Origin of the sequence: Variovorax sp. CAN15, assembly GCF_030462475.1 — a bacterium.
In the GTDB taxonomy this organism is placed as follows: domain Bacteria; phylum Pseudomonadota; class Gammaproteobacteria; order Burkholderiales; family Burkholderiaceae_C; genus Variovorax.
On sequence record NZ_JASMRZ010000003.1, the window covers coordinates 201,238 to 215,855 of the forward strand.

Annotated in this window: 14 protein-coding genes and 1 riboswitch; of the genes, 8 read left to right on the forward strand and 6 right to left on the reverse strand. The window is 68.7% G+C overall.

All coding sequences use genetic code 11. The features are described from left to right. The first annotated feature begins 10 nt into the window (after positions 1 to 10). Positions 11 to 796 (forward strand): SDR family oxidoreductase, encoded by a 786-nt coding sequence (locus tag QMO14_RS04270; protein WP_301504805.1) that lies wholly within the window; start codon positions 11 to 13, stop codon positions 794 to 796. Positions 797 to 886: 90 nt separating this feature from the next. On the opposite strand, the gene QMO14_RS04275 is transcribed toward QMO14_RS04270, so the two are convergent. Further along, positions 887 to 1,411 (reverse strand): RNA-binding protein, encoded by a 525-nt coding sequence (locus tag QMO14_RS04275; protein ID WP_301504807.1) that lies wholly within the window; start codon positions 1,409 to 1,411, stop codon positions 887 to 889. 272 nt (positions 1,412 to 1,683) lie between these two features. Next, positions 1,684 to 1,861, forward strand: a riboswitch (yybP-ykoY riboswitch). Between the two features lie 17 nt (positions 1,862 to 1,878). On the opposite strand from QMO14_RS04275, the gene QMO14_RS04280 reads away from it, so the two are divergent. The 4 genes from QMO14_RS04280 to QMO14_RS04295 all read left to right on the forward strand — a co-directional run bounded on the left by QMO14_RS04280 (position 1,879) and on the right by QMO14_RS04295 (position 5,038). Beyond that, positions 1,879 to 2,442 (forward strand): TMEM165/GDT1 family protein, encoded by a 564-nt coding sequence (locus QMO14_RS04280; RefSeq protein WP_301504808.1) that lies wholly within the window; start codon positions 1,879 to 1,881, stop codon positions 2,440 to 2,442. A gap of 232 nt (positions 2,443 to 2,674) precedes the next feature. After that, complete coding sequence (locus tag QMO14_RS04285) at positions 2,675 to 3,838, forward strand: homoserine O-acetyltransferase (protein WP_301504810.1); 1,164 nt, start codon at positions 2,675 to 2,677, stop codon at positions 3,836 to 3,838. Continuing rightward, positions 3,835 to 4,425 carry a methionine biosynthesis protein MetW gene (gene metW / locus QMO14_RS04290; RefSeq protein WP_301504812.1) on the forward strand — a complete coding sequence of 197 codons (591 nt, stop codon included), beginning with the start codon at positions 3,835 to 3,837 and terminating at the stop codon, positions 4,423 to 4,425. The genes QMO14_RS04285 and metW overlap by 4 nt, the downstream gene beginning before the upstream one ends. 25 nt (positions 4,426 to 4,450) lie before the next feature. Next, positions 4,451 to 5,038: a YigZ family protein gene (locus QMO14_RS04295; protein WP_301504814.1), complete on the forward strand. Its 588-nt coding sequence runs from the start codon at positions 4,451 to 4,453 to the stop codon at positions 5,036 to 5,038. On the opposite strand, the gene QMO14_RS04300 is transcribed toward QMO14_RS04295, so the two are convergent. Continuing rightward, positions 4,983 to 5,915, reverse strand: coding sequence for an ion transporter (locus tag QMO14_RS04300; RefSeq protein WP_301504816.1), 933 nt, complete (start codon positions 5,913 to 5,915; stop codon positions 4,983 to 4,985). The genes QMO14_RS04295 and QMO14_RS04300 overlap by 56 nt on opposite strands. A 114-nt stretch (positions 5,916 to 6,029) precedes the next feature. On the opposite strand from QMO14_RS04300, the gene QMO14_RS04305 reads away from it, so the two are divergent. Then, positions 6,030 to 6,551: a polymer-forming cytoskeletal protein gene (locus QMO14_RS04305; RefSeq protein ID WP_301504818.1), complete on the forward strand. Its 522-nt coding sequence runs from the start codon at positions 6,030 to 6,032 to the stop codon at positions 6,549 to 6,551. 106 nt (positions 6,552 to 6,657) lie between these two features. On the opposite strand, the gene QMO14_RS04310 is transcribed toward QMO14_RS04305, so the two are convergent. Next, positions 6,658 to 7,428, reverse strand: a complete 771-nt coding sequence (locus tag QMO14_RS04310; protein ID WP_301504820.1) for a DUF72 domain-containing protein — start codon at positions 7,426 to 7,428, stop codon at positions 6,658 to 6,660. Positions 7,429 to 7,523: 95 nt separating this feature from the next. Here QMO14_RS04310 and QMO14_RS04315 point away from each other — a divergent pair, with 95 nt between their 5' ends. Next, complete coding sequence (locus QMO14_RS04315; RefSeq protein WP_301504822.1) at positions 7,524 to 9,035, forward strand: M20 family metallopeptidase; 1,512 nt, start codon at positions 7,524 to 7,526, stop codon at positions 9,033 to 9,035. Next, complete coding sequence (locus tag QMO14_RS04320; RefSeq protein ID WP_301504824.1) at positions 9,032 to 9,889, forward strand: alpha/beta hydrolase; 858 nt, start codon at positions 9,032 to 9,034, stop codon at positions 9,887 to 9,889. Before QMO14_RS04315 ends, QMO14_RS04320 begins: the two co-directional genes overlap by 4 nt. On the opposite strand, the gene QMO14_RS04325 is transcribed toward QMO14_RS04320, so the two are convergent. The 3 genes from QMO14_RS04325 to QMO14_RS04335 form a co-directional block, all read right to left on the reverse strand. Beyond that, a complete protein-coding gene (locus tag QMO14_RS04325; protein WP_301504826.1) occupies positions 9,861 to 11,045 on the reverse strand; it encodes an MFS transporter in 1,185 nt (394 codons plus the stop codon). The two genes, QMO14_RS04320 and QMO14_RS04325, sit on opposite strands and share 29 nt — an antisense overlap. Then, on the reverse strand, positions 11,042 to 13,975 hold the full coding sequence (locus QMO14_RS04330; RefSeq protein ID WP_301504828.1) for a DUF4132 domain-containing protein: 2,934 nt from the start codon (positions 13,973 to 13,975) through the stop codon (positions 11,042 to 11,044). The genes QMO14_RS04325 and QMO14_RS04330 overlap by 4 nt, the downstream gene beginning before the upstream one ends. Positions 13,976 to 14,077: 102 nt before the next feature. Beyond that, positions 14,078 to 14,539 carry a YidB family protein gene (locus QMO14_RS04335; protein WP_301504829.1) on the reverse strand — a complete coding sequence of 154 codons (462 nt, stop codon included), beginning with the start codon at positions 14,537 to 14,539 and terminating at the stop codon, positions 14,078 to 14,080. Between the last annotated feature and the right edge of the window lie 79 nt (positions 14,540 to 14,618).

The window sequence follows — 14,618 nt, forward strand, 5'->3', positions numbered from 1 at the left end:
GATTCGTAGCATGGCCAACGGCTCCCCGCTCGTCTTCATCACCGGCGCTTCCAGCGGCATCGGCCAGGCGCTGGCCGCGAGCTTCTACGACGCGGGCTACCGGCTGGCGCTGGTCGCGCGGCGCACGGGAGAAATCGAAGCGTGGGCGAGCGCCCGCCAGCTGAGCGCGGACCGCTACCGGGTCTACGGCGCCGACGTGGCGCAGACCGACAGCATCATCGCCGCCGGCAACGCCTGCATCGAGCGGCAGGGGCTGCCCGACGTGGTGATCGCCAATGCCGGCATCAGCGTGGGCATCGATACGGCGGAGCGCGAAGACATCGACGTGATGGCGCGCACCTTCGCGACCAACAACGTGGGCCTGATGGCCACTTTCCATCCCTTCGTGCAGGCGATGGTCGAGCGCGGCAGCGGGAGGCTGGTGGGCATCGGCAGCGTGGCGTCCATCCGCGGACTGCCGGGGCACGGCGCGTACTGCGCGAGCAAGGCCGGCGTGGTGGCGTACTGCGAGAGCCTGCGCGGCGAACTGCACAAGAGCGGCGTCAAGGTCGTCACCCTGTGCCCGGGCTACATCGACACCCCGCTCACGCAGGGCAACCGCTACGGCATGCCCTTCCTCATGAGCGCGGAAGATTTTGCCGCCCAGGCGCTGCGCGCCATCGAAGCCGGCACCAGCTACCGCGTGATTCCCTGGCAGATGGGCGTGGTCGCCAAGATCATGCGCATGCTGCCGAACGCGATGCTCGACCGGGCGGTGCAGGGGCGCGAGCGGAAGAAGCGAAGCGGCGAGGCCTGATCGGCCCGGCCCTCCAACCGATCGCCTAAAGAAAAAGGCTCCCGAGGGAGCCTTTTGTCTGTCTGAGTGTGCTTCGGAGTGTCGCAGGGATCAGTAGCCGCTGTTGCCGCCGCCGTAACCACCGCCGCCACCGCCCGAGCGGCCACCGCCGCCGCCACGGGGACCAGCGCCGTAGGGGCTGCGGAAACCGCCATCGCCACCACCGCCGCCGCCACCACTGCGGCCACCGCCGCCGTAGCCGCCGCCACCACCGCCGGAGCGGCCGCCACCACCGTAGCCGCCACCACCGCCGCCGTAGCCACCGCCACCACCGCCGCCATAACCACCACCGCCGCCGCCGTAGCCGCCGCTGCGCGGGGGACGAGCTTCCATCGGACGTGCTTCGTTGACGACGACGCTGCGGCCGCCCAGGGGCTGGCCGTTCATGCCATTGATTGCGGCCTGTGCTTCCGCGTCACTGCCCATCTCGACGAAGCCGAAGCCCTTCGAGCGGCCGGTGTCACGTTCCATCATGACCTTGGCGCTGGTCACTGCGCCGAACTGCCCGAAGGCTTGTTCGAGATCTCCGTCGCGCACCGAGTAGGGCAGGTTGCCGACGTACAGTTTGTTGCCCATCAAGGGACTCCTATAAACACATCAAGAAAAGCGATGGAGTCCCGAAAGCATCACTCAAACGAGAGCGTCGAGTCGCGCGAAACTGACCGATCACCGAACTGTCTCCCGACCAAAATGAAGAGGGAGGCTCGTGCATTATGGGTGAAATATCCGAATTGCAAGCGGGAAATTGCTTCTTGAGGTAGCACCTGTCAAAACTATTCAAAGGCTAGTGCTTACTCTCATGATCTGGCGAGGCCCTTCGCCCTACATCCGCGCACGGATGTAGAATTCCGCCCGTCATTGGGGAGTAGCCGCCTTCCGATCTGCGAGAAGGGCCCGCGTCAACAGACTTGTCCTGTCCCACCAGGATATGGCGCGTGCAGTGAACACACCTGGCGAGACCTTTGACCGTGCAACTTCGGGAATATGGCCGAAGGTGTTGCACGGTCAATTGCGTCCTTCGGCCCAAGGAACCCCACATCATCATGGAAGCTTTTCTCGTAGCAACGGGCGTCGTCGCGCTCGCGGAAATGGGCGACAAGACCCAGCTCCTGGCCCTTCTCCTGGCCGCCCGCTTCAGGAAACCCTGGCCCATCGTCCTCGGCATCTTCGCCGCCACCGTCATCAACCACGCGCTTGCGGGCGCGGTCGGCAACTACATCACGCGCTGGCTCGGGCCCGAGGTGCTGCGCTGGATATTGGGCGGCTCCTTCATCGCGATGGCCGTCTGGATGCTGATCCCCGACAAGCTCGACGACGACGATGCCCCCGGTACCTCCAAGTTCGGCGTCTTCGGCACCACCGTGATCGCGTTCTTCCTCGCCGAGATGGGCGACAAGACCCAGATCGCCACCGTCATGCTCGCCGCCCGCTTCACGCACGACTACCTCTGGGTGGTCGTGGGCACCACGCTGGGCATGATGCTGGCCAACGCCCCCGTGGTGTGGCTTGGCGAGAGGATCGTGCGGCGCGTGCCGATCAAGCTTGTGCACGGGATCTCGGCTGCGATCTTCCTGGTGCTGGGCGTGATCATGATCATCGGCTGGTAAGAAAGTGGCCTAACCCTTCGCAGAAACACCGCGGAACCGGCTCCGCCGGGCCGCAGGTGCTGTCCCCCTTCCCGAGGGGGTTGGCGAAGCGACACGCAGCGCGCGAAGCCTGGGGGATATACTTCCGCTGCGCCGATTTGCTTCAGCTTGCGGGCGCTTAATAAATTCAGCTAAAGACAGTCAGTTGGCGAACAACCCGGCTCGTTTTTGGCGAGGCCGGGTTTTTTCATTCATGTCGTCGTCACCACCTCTGGTCGTCACATCGCAATCGATGCAGTTCGCGGGTCCGCTGGCCCTGCGCAGCGGCGCATCGATCAGCGACTACACGCTCGCCTACGAAACCTACGGCACCCTCAACGCCGAGCGCAGCAATGCCGTGCTCGTGTGCCATGCGCTCAATGCCTCGCACCACGTCGCGGGCGTCTACCAGGGGCAGGCTCGCTCCGAGGGCTGGTGGGACAACATGGTGGGCCCAGGCAAGCCGCTCGATACCGACCGCTTCTTCGTGATCGGCGTGAACAATCTCGGTTCCTGCTTCGGCTCGACCGGCCCGATGCACGTCAACCCCGCCACCGGCCGCGTCTACGGCGCCGACTTCCCGGTGGTCACGGTGGAAGACTGGGTCGACGCCCAGGCCGCCCTGCTCGACGCGCTCGGCATCGAGACACTCGCCGCCGTCATGGGCGGCAGCCTCGGCGGCATGCAGGCGCTGTCGTGGACCTTGCAGTACCCCGATCGCGTGCGCCACGCCGTGGTCGTGGCCAGCGCGCCCAACCTCACGGCCGAGAACATCGCCTTCAACGAGGTGGCGCGCCGCGCCATCGTCACCGACCCCGATTTCCACGGCGGTCACTTCTACGAGCACGGCGTGGTGCCCAAGCGCGGCCTGCGCATCGCGCGGATGATCGGCCACATCACCTACCTCAGCGACGACGTGATGAACGCCAAGTTCGGCCGCATCCTGCGCAGTGCCGTGGAGGGCGAGGTGGCGGGCGCCGACTACCGCTACTCCACGCAGGACGTCGAGTTCCAGATCGAGAGCTACCTGCGCTACCAGGGCGACAAGTTCAGCGAATACTTCGACGCCAACACCTACCTGCTGATCACCCGCGCGCTCGACTATTTCGACCCCGCGCGCAGCCACGGCGGCAAGCTCAGCGCCGCGCTGGCCCAGGCGCGCGCCAAGTTCCTGCTGGTGAGCTTCAAGACCGACTGGCGTTTCTCGCCCGCGCGCAGCCGCGAGATCGTCAAGGCGCTGCTCGACAACAGCCGCAACGTGAGCTATGCCGAGATCGACGCGCCGCACGGCCACGACGCCTTCCTGCTCGACGACGTGCGCTACATGGGCGTGGTGCGTTCCTACTTCGAGCGCGTCGCCCGGGAGTTCCAGCAATGAGCGACCTCGAACATCAACGACTCATTGCCGAGTTGGTGCCGCAAGGCTCGCGCGTGCTCGACCTCGGTTGCGGCGACGGCGCCCTGCTCGACCTGCTGCAGCGCGAGCGCGGCTGCACCGGCTACGGCGTGGAGATCGCCGACGACAACGTGCTGCAGTGCATCCGTCGCGGCGTCGACGTGATCCAGCTCAACCTCGACGAAGGCCTCGCGATGTTCGACGACGCCTCCTTCGACGTGGTGCTGCAGATCGACACGCTGCAGCACCTGCGCAATGCCGAGGTCATGCTGCGCGAGACCGCGCGCGTGGGCCGCATCGGCATCGTCGCCTTCCCCAATTTCGCGCACTGGCCCAATCGCCTGAGCGTGGCGCGCGGGCGCATGCCGGTGACGCGCCGCCTGCCCTACCAGTGGTACGACACGCCCAACATCCGCGTCGGCACTTTCAAGGACTTCGAGGTGCTCGCCGGCAAGAACAACCTGCGCGTGCTCGACGCCTTCGGGCTGCAGAACGGCCGCGCCGTGCGCTGGCTGCCCAACGCGCGTGCCAGCACGGCGGTCTTCAAGTTCGAGCGCGGCGGCGGCTGACCGCTTCAGAAGAGCGCATCGCCGGATGAGCTTCACGCTCGCACAGCCCGTCCACAGCGAGCTGATCATCAAGAAGAGCCGCTTCATCGGCTGCGTGCAGCCGGTGGTCGATCGCGCCGCCGCGCTGGCCGTGGTCGCCTCGCTGCGCGCCCAGCATCCCGCGGCCGCGCACGTGTGCTGGGCGCTCATGGCGGGCGGCCAGTCGGCCGCCAATGACGACGGCGAGCCCGGCGGCACCGCGGGGCGTCCGATGCTGGAGGTGCTGCGCCACCAGCAGGTAGAAGGCGCGCTCGCGACCGTGGTGCGCTACTTCGGCGGCGTGAAGCTGGGCGCGGGCGGCCTCGTGCGGGCCTACACCGACGCGGTCGCCCAGGCCCTGCTCGGCGCCACGCTGGTGCCGCTGCTGCGCCAGCGCAGCCTGCGCTGCACCGTGCCCTATGCGCTCGAAGGACTGGTGCGGCGCGAGCTTGCGGCGGCGGGCGCGGTGCTCGAAGGCGTGCAGCATGGCGACGACGTGGCCTTCGCCTTCTCGCTGCCGGAGCCCGATGCCGACGCCTTCATCGCGCGCCTCGGCGATGCTGGGCAAGGGCGCGTCGCCTGGCCGCAGGAGTGAGCCTCTTCGCCGGTGCAGCGGGTGACGGTTCGACCATCGCGAGAACGCCGCGCGGCGCCAACGGGACCGCTGCCGATTCGTCGCCGCTGCCGTGCCGCGCCATCTCGGCGGTCACGATGCCGGTCGGCACCGCGAGCACGCCCCAGCCCACCAGCATCATCACCGAGGCGATGGCGCGGCCCAGGTCGGTCTTGGGCACGAGGTCGCCGAAGCCCACGGTGGCCATCGTCGAGATCGCCCAGTAGATCGCCACCGGAATGCTGGTGAAGCCGTGCTGCGGCCCCTCGACCACGTACATCAGCGTGCCCATCACCAGTACCACCAGCATCACGAAGCCCACGAACACGGTGATCTTTCGCCGGCTCGCCGCCACCGCCGACACCAGCGCGCGGTACTCCGCCGAGTAACGCGACAGTTTGAAGATGCGGAACACGCGCAGCAGGCGCAGGATGCGCACGTCGATGAGGTAGCCCAGCCCCATCTCCGGCGCGAAGACCACGAGAAAGGTCGGCAGCAGCGCCAGCAGGTCGATCACGCCGTAGAAGCTCGTCGCGTAGCGCAGCGGCTTGTTCACGCAGCTCAGCCGCGCGATGTACTCCAGCGTGAAGAGAATGGTGAAGATCCATTCGAGCACGTTGAACACCGAGCGCCACTGCTCGCGTATGGACTGCACGCTGTCGAGGATCACCACCAGCACGCTGGCCACGATCACCGCGATCAGCGCGAGGTCGAACCACAGCCCCGCGCGCGTGTCTGCCTCGAAGATCACCGTGAAAAGAGTGCGCCGCCAGCCGTGCGCGGGCTTGTCGAAGCGCGAGTCGGTGGTGGACGACATCGCGCGCGATGCGGCGTTCCATTGGGCGTTTGAAGAGCTCATGGCGCCACATTGTCATGCGCGCGATCGACTTATTCGGTTACGCTTCTTGCGCAATGAAGTGCCGCAGGCCGTGAGTGCGTTCTTACGATAGTCCCTTTCATGAGGAGCTCCCCTTTGGCTACACAGTCCCCCTTCTTCGGCAAGCGCGATCGTGACACCGATTCGTTGACATCCCGCCCCGCGCCGCTCGTCGGTTCGGGCACCAACCTCTCCGGAACCCCCGTCAATCCCTCTTCGCTCACCGCGCAGCAAGGCGGCCTGAATGCCGCAGCGGCGCCCGCCGTCAAGGAAGGTGGCAGCAAGCTCACCGTCGGCCCCAACATCAAGCTCAAGGGCGTGGAGATCACCGACTGCGACACGCTCGTGGTCGAAGGCCTCGTCGAAGCCACCATGGACTCGCGCCTGATGCAGATCGCCGAACAGGGCGCCTTCAAGGGCTCGGCCGAAATCGACATCGCCGAGATCCGCGGCGTATTCGACGGCAGCCTCACCGTGCGCGAGAAGCTCGTCATCCATTCGACCGGCAAGGTCACCGGCAAGATCCGCTACGGCAAGATCGTGATCGAGGAAGGCGGCCAGATCTCCGGCGAGATCAGCTTCGGCGCCGCCAAGCCCTCGCTGCAGGCCGCGGCCTGAAGTCGGCCCCCCGGCTCTTCACTCCGCTTCGCTGCGTGTAGCTCCACCCCCGAGGGGGTGGCGCGGGCCGCCTTGGGAACGGCCCGGCGGCGCCCGCAGGCTTCTTTCACTCGGTAGGTGCGGTCCATCCAAGACGCTCCAGCAAGGCACCGGCAGCCGCCGGTGCCTTTTCCTTGGCGCCGTTGATGAAGTAGACGAACACGTCGCGCTTCTTCGGCGAGGCGCCCCAGCCTCGCGCGCGCTCGGCCCATGTGTCGAGGGCCTTCGGCGCGTAGCCCGTCTTCAGCATGGCGTCGGCCATCATCAGCCGCGCGTAGGCGATGTCGCCCTCGGGCTCCTCGAAGGACGGGAATTTCTCGGCGTCGGTGAACACCGTCGACACCTTGTACTTCTTCGCGAGCGCCTTGTAGGCGGGCACGATGAAGCTCTCGTGCCGCACGTCCATCACGTGCCGCAGCACGCGGCTGCCCTCCTTCTTCGGCAGCAGCGCCAGGAAGGCCTCGAAGTCCTCCGCGTCGAACTGCTTGGTCGGCATGAACTGCCACACGATGGGCCCGAGCTTGTCGCCCAGCTCGGCCACGCCACTGTCGATGAAGCGCTTGATGGAATCGCCCGCGCCCGACAGCAGCTTGCGGTTGGTCGCGAAGCGCGAGGCCTTCATCGAGAAGACGAAGTCGTCGGGCGTGTCGTCATGCCACTTGCGGAAGGTCTCGGGCTTGAAGGTGCTGTAGTAGGTGCCGTTGATCTCGATGGCGCTGACCTTGCGGCTCGCGTAGTTCAGCTCCTTCGCGTGCGCCAGTCCCTTGGGGTAGAAGTTGTCGCGCCAGGGCTCGTAGGTCCAGCCGCCGATGCCCACCTTGATGTTCGCCTTGCTCACGTGGCCCTCCGGGTTGAGATCGCCCGCACTCTACGCGCGGACGCTCCCGGGCGCAAAATGCGTGCTTTCTTTCGTCACCCGCGGAGAACCCACCGATGAACGCCCCCCTGCACCGCGAAATGCCCGCCGGCACGCTCGACGCCGAGCGCGCCCTGTCCGACGTCACCGCCCAATGGGACGGCGACATCCTCAAGCAACTCACCGACTACATCGGCATCCCGGCCAAGTCGCCCGGCTTCGACAAGGACTGGTCGGCCAACGGCTACCTCGAGACCGTGCTGCGCAACGCCGCCGCCTGGGTCGAGGCGCAGAAGGTCGAGGGGCTGAAGCTGGAGATCGTGCGCCTGGAGGGCCGCACCCCGGTGCTGTTCTTCGAAGTGCCGGCCACCGGCACCGAAATGGGCGAGACCGTGCTGATGTACGGCCACCTCGACAAGCAGCCCGAGTTCACCGGCTGGCGCAACGACCTCGGCCCCTGGACGCCCAAGTACGAGAACGGCCTGCTCTACGGCCGCGGCGGCGCCGACGACGGCTACGCGGTGTACGCCAGCATCGCCGCGCTGCAGGCGCTCAAGAGCCAGGGCGCGGCGCATCCGCGCATCGTCGGCCTGATCGAGACGTGCGAGGAAAGCGGCTCCTACGACCTGCTGCCGTATGTCGACGCGCTGCGTCCGCGCCTGGGCAACGTCGAGCTCGTGATCTGCCTCGACTCCGGCGCCGGCAACTACGACCAGCTGTGGCTCACCACCTCGCTGCGTGGCATGGCCAGCGGCACGCTCAAGGTCGAGGTGCTGACCGAGGGCATTCACTCCGGCGACGCCTCGGGCCTGGTGCCCTCCAGCTTCCGCATCATGCGGCAGGTGCTCGACCGCCTCGAAGACAGCGCCACCGGCCGCCTGCTGCCCGCGAGCTTCCACTGCGAAGTGCCGGCCGACCGCCTCGCGCAGGCCAGGGCCACCGCCGCGATCCTCGGCGAGGAGGTCTACAAGCGCTTCCCGTGGGCGCACTACGACTGCGGCGGCTCGACCATGTTCGCGCTGCCCACCACCACCGATCCGGTCGAGGCCCTGCTCAATCGCACCTGGAAGCCCACGCTGTCGGTGACCGGCGCCGAAGGCTTTCCGGCGCTGAAGGACGCGGGCAACGTGCTGCGCCCCTACACCGCGTTCAAGCTGTCGCTGCGCCTGCCCCCGCTGGTCGACGCGGCCGAGGCGGTGCAGAACCTCAAGACGCTGCTCGAGGACAACGCGCCCTACCAGGCCCGCGTGACCTTCGAAAGCAACGGCGGCGCCACCGGCTGGAACGCACCCACCATCACGCCGTGGTTTGAAGACGCGCTCAACAAGGCCTCGCAGGCGCACTTCGGCGCCTCCTGCGGCTACATCGGCCAGGGTGGCACGATCCCGCTGATGAACATGCTCAGCGCCGGTTTCCCGAAGGCGCAGATGATGGTCTGCGGCGTGCTCGGCCCCAAGAGCAACGCGCACGGCCCCAATGAGTTCCTGCACGTGCCCTACGCCAAGAAGCTCACCGCGGCCGTGGCTGAAGTGATCGCCGCATTGCCGGTTGCGCATCGCGCGGCCACATCGGAGCCGGTGGCCGCTTGAGCGAGGCGCTGCCTTTGCCGCAGCGCGTTTCGCTGTCGACCCCGGACGGCGAGACGCTCGCCCTGCGCCGGCTGCCGGCGCCCGGCCCGGCCCGCGCGGTGATCGTGGTGGTCCATGGGCTCGGCGAGCATGCGGGCCGCTATCACGCGCTCGCCGAATGCCTGCACGAATGGAACTTCGCCGTGTGGGCGCACGACCACTTCGGGCACGGTGAATCGACCGGTGCGCGCGGCGGCCTGCCGGGCGAACTGCGGCTGGTGGACGACCTTGCCCTCCTGATCGACGACGCGCGCCGCGAGAACCCCGGCCTGCCGCTGGTGCTGCTGGGCCACAGCCTGGGCGGGCTGGTCGCCGCGAGCCTGGTGGCGCGCGGCGTGCGGCAGGTCGATGGGCTGGTGCTTTCCTCGCCGGGGCTCGACCCGGGCCTCAGCGGCTTCCAGAAGATGCTGCTCGCGGTGCTGCCGCGCCTGGCGCCCAACCTGCGCGTGGGCAACGGGCTGGACGACAACTACCTCTCGCACGACCCGGCCGTGGTGCAGGCCTACCGCGACGATCCGCTCACGCACGACCGCATCGGCGGGCGCCTCGCGCGCTTCCTGGCCTACGAAGGAGGAACCGTGCAGCAGCGCGCTGCGAACTGGCCGGTGCCGACACTGCTGCTCTACGCGGGCGACGACCGTCTCGTGCGGCCCGCCGCGAGCCGCGCCTTCGCATCGGCGGCGGCGTCCGGCGGCAAGGTCGAGGCGCACTGCTTCGACACGCTGTACCACGAGATCTTCAACGAGCTCGAGGCCGAACCGGTCTTCGAAGCCCTGCAGCGCTGGCTCAACCGGCGTTTTCCGCCGCGGGCCTGACGGCGCGCTTGCGGCGCGCCAGCCAGAGCAGCGCCGCACCCGTCAGCGCCACCGGCACCAGCGAGCCGAAGTTCAGCAGCCGCCAGCCCTGCGTGGTCACCAGCACGCCAGAGGCGAAGGATGTCAGCGCCAGCGTGGCGAACACGCAGAAGTTGAGCGCGCCCTGCGCGCGGTCGCGTTCCTCGGGCGCGTAGGCCGTGAGCGAAAGCGTGGTGCTGCCGGTGAAGAGGAAATTCCAGCCCACGCCCAGCAGGAACAGCGACACGATGAAGTGCTGCAGCTCCACGCCCGAGAGCGCAATGGCGATGCAGCCGAGGTTCAGCAGCAGCCCCGCGCCCATCACCGGCAGCGCGCCGAAGCGGCGGATCAGGTGGCCGGTGAAGAAGCCCGGCGCGAACATGCCGATCACGTGCCATTCGAGCACCAGCGCGGCGTCGGAGAACGGCAGGCTGCAGATCTGCATCGCGATCGGCGTCGCTGCCATCAGCAGGTTCATCACGCCGTAGCCCAGCGCGCCTGCCGCGGCCGCCACGATGAACACGGGCTGCCGCGCGATCTCCGCCAGCGAGCGCCCGCCGCTTGATTCCTTGCGCGTGGGCGCGGGCGGGAATTCGATGAAGTGCATCACCGCCATCGACAGCAGCGCCACCGCGGCCAACGCGATGTAGGCACCGGCGAAGGGCACGGCGAAAGCCTCGCGCGTGGCCTTGGCGAGGTTGGGCCCGGCCACGGCGCCGATCAGCCCGCCGGCCATCACCATCGACACCGCCTTCTCACGCCACTCCGGCGCCGCCAGCTCGGCCGCCGCGAAGCGGTAGAGCCCGGCGTTGGCGTTGTAGTAGCCGGCAATGACCGTGGCGAAGCACAGCAGCCAGAAGTTCCTCGTGACCGCCGCGAAGCAGCACAGCAGGGCCGACACCAGCGCCACCGCCAGCCCGGTCTGGAACGAGCCGCGCCGGCCGAAGCGCTGCTGCGTGCGCGCCACCAGGCCGGTGGAGAGCGCGCCGCCGATCACGTAGCTCATCACCGGCAGCGTCGCCATCCAGCCGCGCGGCGCGATGGCCAGCCCCACCAGCCCGTTGATGGCGATGAAGGTCACGTTGTTCGTCAGCAGCAGTCCCTGGCAGATGGCCAGCAGCCACAGGTTGCGGTTCATGCCGTTGTCTCCCTCACCGCGCGCTGCAGGTCGCGCTCGATCTCGCTGAAGGCGATGGCGGGCAGGTCGCCCAGCGTGCGCTCGGTGCCGGTGAGCGCCACGCCGTGCACCGTCTGCAGCACCTTGCCGTCGGGGCTGTCCTGCACGAACCAGCCCTCTTCCAGCCGCAGGCAGACCTGGCCCTCGCCGGGCACGCCCTTGTTGAAGCTGTTGACCATGCCGCCGTCGCCCACCTCGCGCACCCAGCCGCGCGTTTCCAGGCCCATGAGCGCGGCGTTCGACACCGCGCGGCCGGCCCACTGCGGCAGCTCGCGGCCGGCGCGCAGCGCATCGTCGAGCACGAAGGACTGGCGCGCCAGCTGCTCGAAGGGCTGCAGCAGCTCATAGTCGGCCAGCACCTGGCCCCATGCGCCCGCGAGCGACGCATCGAGCGCCGCAAAGTCCAGCGGATGCGGCAGGCCGATGCGCGCGTTCTCCGGCAGCTTCACCGGATCGTCGTGCAGGTCGGCCAGCTCGCCTTCGGCGGTGACGCGGAAGGTGCCTTCGAGCCTGTCGGATGCATCGAACAGGCCCCACACCAGCGGCCTGCTGAACACCCGCAGCACCGGATGGTTGGCGAAGAAGGGCATGAACTCGTCGGGGCCCCATCGCCGCTGCGCGCACATCGCTGCCTCCAGCCGCCTGATCTGCGTGGCGGCGACGGTCTTCGCGAGCTTGCGCAGGTCCTTGAGCTGCGTGGCCGCGGCGGCGGCCTTGCCGGGGTCGTCGTTCGCGCCGGCCTTGGGCAGCGTCTTGAGCGCCTTGCCGCGCGCGTCGTGCACCACGGGCTGGAAGCTGTCGTCCATGCGCACCTCGAAGCTGCGCGGGCCGAAGTCCAAGGTGAGGCGCGCGCGGGCGTCCAGGCCGAGGTCGGGCACGGTGCGGTCGGCCAGCTGGTCGAGGCTCAGGCCGCGCTGCTCGGCCACCTCGCCGAGCATGCGGTCGGCGCGGGTGCGCAGGTCGTCGTAGCGGGTCTGGCGCGCGAGCTCGGCCAGGTGCATCAGCGCGGCGTCGCTGCCGATCTCGCCGAGCATGGCCATGGCGTCGTAGGCGCGCACGCGGTCGAGCGCGGCGCGCCACTGGCGCAGCAGGCCGTAGAGCTGGCGCGCGGTTTCGCCGTCGCCGAGGCGGCCCTGCAGCGCGAACATCCAGCGCTCCTTGCTCGGGCGGCCGTTGCCGATCCACCAGGCCAGCAGCGCGCGGCCGAAGCGCGCGAGGGAGTCGGGTGCGAGCGCGTCCAGCAGCGGGGCGAGCCCCGGGTATGGCGCGTCGGGCTTGCCGAGCATCATCGCCATCAGCACATCGGGCACCACGGCCTGCGGCAGCGCGAGGCCGCTTTTGGCGAGGATCAGCCGGGGCAGCGTCTGCAGCGGCAGCGTCTTGGGCACCACGGGCAGGCTGTCGGGCAGAACGTCTTCGGGCGCGATGGACAGCAGCTGCGCCACCGCGTCGGCCGCTTCGGCGCCGTAGGCCAGCGCCTGCGTGCGCACGGCCTCGGCATGGCCCGTGTCGTGCAGCCAGCGCAGCGCGGCCTGTGCCGATTCGTGCGCGGGGCCGGGCTCGCCCAGCGCGATGGGAACGAGGCCGCGGGCGGCGGTGTCGGGGTAGTGCTCCAGCCATGCGGCCGCTTCGCGCCGCACCCAGCGGTTGGTGTGGAAGCCCTTGGCGATCCAGCCGGCGAGCGGGTCCCATTCGATGACCGAGGCCAGCTCGAACATCGCGCGCGAGCCCTGCTTGAGGAAGCGCGGCAGCCCCGGCAGCGCGTCCGCGCCGAGGGCATGGAGGATGGGCCGCACGCGCGCCACGTCGCCCATGAAGTGATCTACGGCCGGCCCGTGCGTGAACGCCGCCACGGCCAGCGGCGCGGGCAGCTGCCAGATGTATTCGGCAACGCCCCAGCGCGTGCCGGGCAGCATGCCGAAGTCCTCGGGGCCGGCGATCTCGTGGCGGCCGGCGACGGTGTCGTCGATGAGCTCGGGGCGCAGTCCCAGCATCCACAGCGCCTTGTGCAGGTTGCCGCCCTCGCGGATGGCGTCCGGCGCATCGGGCTGGTGGCGCGGGAACTCGGTCATCCACTGATTGGAGCGATCACGCGAAACGCGCACCTCGCGTGCCAGCCAGTCGGACAGGTCGCCCGTGGCCTGCAGGTACTGCGGCGGCTGCAGGTCGGCCCAGTGCAGCCGAGCCGTTGGCGGCAGGGGCTGCAGCGCCAGCACCGGAATGACCGGCAGCGCCTGCCGGTTCTTCCACGGCGGACGGCGCAGCAGCGCGGGCCAGTCGGCGGCGGGCGCGTCGGCCACGCCGGCGGAGCCGTCTTCCTGCAGGCGCGCGAGCGTCTTGCGCTGGGCCTCGTCGCAGGAGGCTTCGAGCGGCTCCTGCCACTCGGGATTCGCCGCGAGCAGCTCCAGGATGAGCGCCGCGCCGGCCTGGTGCCGCGCAGGGCTCGCCGACAGCAGCTCGCGCAGCACGAAGAGCGGCCAGCGCGCCGCCTGCTTCACGAGCGCGTTCTTGCAGTCGATCTGCTTGACCTGCGCGACGAAGAAACGTACCACCTCCGCGTCATGGATGGCCAGCAGGTCGGCGACGGCTTCCTTGTGCGGCGAGGGCTCGAAGAGCAGCTCTGCCGCCGCCGCGCCGTGCATCTCGAGCATGCGCAGCCGCGCGGCGCGCGGCGGATAAAAGCTGGAGCGGTGGCGGCGGAAGAAGTCGAGGCTGTCGGGCAGGCTGCGCTCGTCGGAGAGAGAGCCGCCGCACTGACCGCAGGGCCGGTCGTTGAACCGCGCAAGTGCCTCACGCATGCTCTTGGACCAACGCACCTTGCCGTCCGGCCGCGCGTCGAGGCCGCCCTCCTTCTTCTCTTGCTCTCCCTTCGACTTGCGACTGCCCGCCATGCCATTGCTCTCCGTTGATGCCACGGGGATTGTCGGCCAACACGCCCGGGGCAAAAAAAAGCGCCCTTGCGGGCGCCCTAACTCTGGAGAAGGCAGTCCGGTTCAGGACTGCTTGCCTTGCAGCAGACCGCTGAGCGAGCCCAGCAGGTCGTCATGGTTGCCCAGCCCCTGCTCGGGGACCTTGCCGTGCGGCGTGAGCTGGTCGATGAGCGCCGGCAGCATGGTGGCCAGCATCGGCAGCAGCGTCTGCGCATTGATGCCGAGCTTGGCCGCGATGCTCGCGATGGTGTCGCTGCCCAGCGCGTTCTGCAGCTGGTCGCCCGAGACGGGCTGGTTTTCTCCCTTGCCGATCCACGAGCCGATGACGTCGCCCATGCCGGCCTGCTCGAACTTCGTGACCAGACCGCCCAGGCCGCCCACGCTGCCGTTGTTGGCGAGCAGGCCGCCCAGCGCGCCGGCCAGGCCTCCCAGATCGCCCAGTCCGCCAAGGCCTCCACCTTGCGGTTGCTGCTGTTGCGCAGCGCCTCCGAGCACTTGACCGAGTACCGAATCGAGCAATCCCATGACTGTTTCCTTGGTGTGTGACAGAACCGCCGACATTGTTGAATGCCGCGGACCTTAAGCCGAAAGTGGCATATCCACT

Excerpts from the sequence above, each read along its gene's own strand:
- QMO14_RS04270 (WP_301504805.1), top strand. The coding sequence starts at position 11 with ATGGCCAACGGCTCCCCGCTCGTCTTCATCACCGGCGCTTCCAGCGGC.
- QMO14_RS04275 (WP_301504807.1), bottom strand. The coding sequence starts at position 1,411 with ATGGGCAACAAACTGTACGTCGGCAACCTGCCCTACTCGGTGCGCGAC.
- QMO14_RS04280 (WP_301504808.1), top strand. The coding sequence starts at position 1,879 with ATGGAAGCTTTTCTCGTAGCAACGGGCGTCGTCGCGCTCGCGGAAATG.
- QMO14_RS04285 (WP_301504810.1), top strand. The coding sequence starts at position 2,675 with ATGTCGTCGTCACCACCTCTGGTCGTCACATCGCAATCGATGCAGTTC.
- metW (WP_301504812.1), top strand. The coding sequence starts at position 3,835 with ATGAGCGACCTCGAACATCAACGACTCATTGCCGAGTTGGTGCCGCAA.
- QMO14_RS04295 (WP_301504814.1), top strand. The coding sequence starts at position 4,451 with ATGAGCTTCACGCTCGCACAGCCCGTCCACAGCGAGCTGATCATCAAG.
- QMO14_RS04300 (WP_301504816.1), bottom strand. The coding sequence starts at position 5,915 with ATGAGCTCTTCAAACGCCCAATGGAACGCCGCATCGCGCGCGATGTCG.
- QMO14_RS04315 (WP_301504822.1), top strand. The coding sequence starts at position 7,524 with ATGAACGCCCCCCTGCACCGCGAAATGCCCGCCGGCACGCTCGACGCC.
- QMO14_RS04325 (WP_301504826.1), bottom strand. The coding sequence starts at position 11,045 with ATGAACCGCAACCTGTGGCTGCTGGCCATCTGCCAGGGACTGCTGCTG.
- QMO14_RS04330 (WP_301504828.1), bottom strand. The coding sequence starts at position 13,975 with ATGGCGGGCAGTCGCAAGTCGAAGGGAGAGCAAGAGAAGAAGGAGGGC.
- QMO14_RS04335 (WP_301504829.1), bottom strand. The coding sequence starts at position 14,539 with ATGGGATTGCTCGATTCGGTACTCGGTCAAGTGCTCGGAGGCGCTGCG.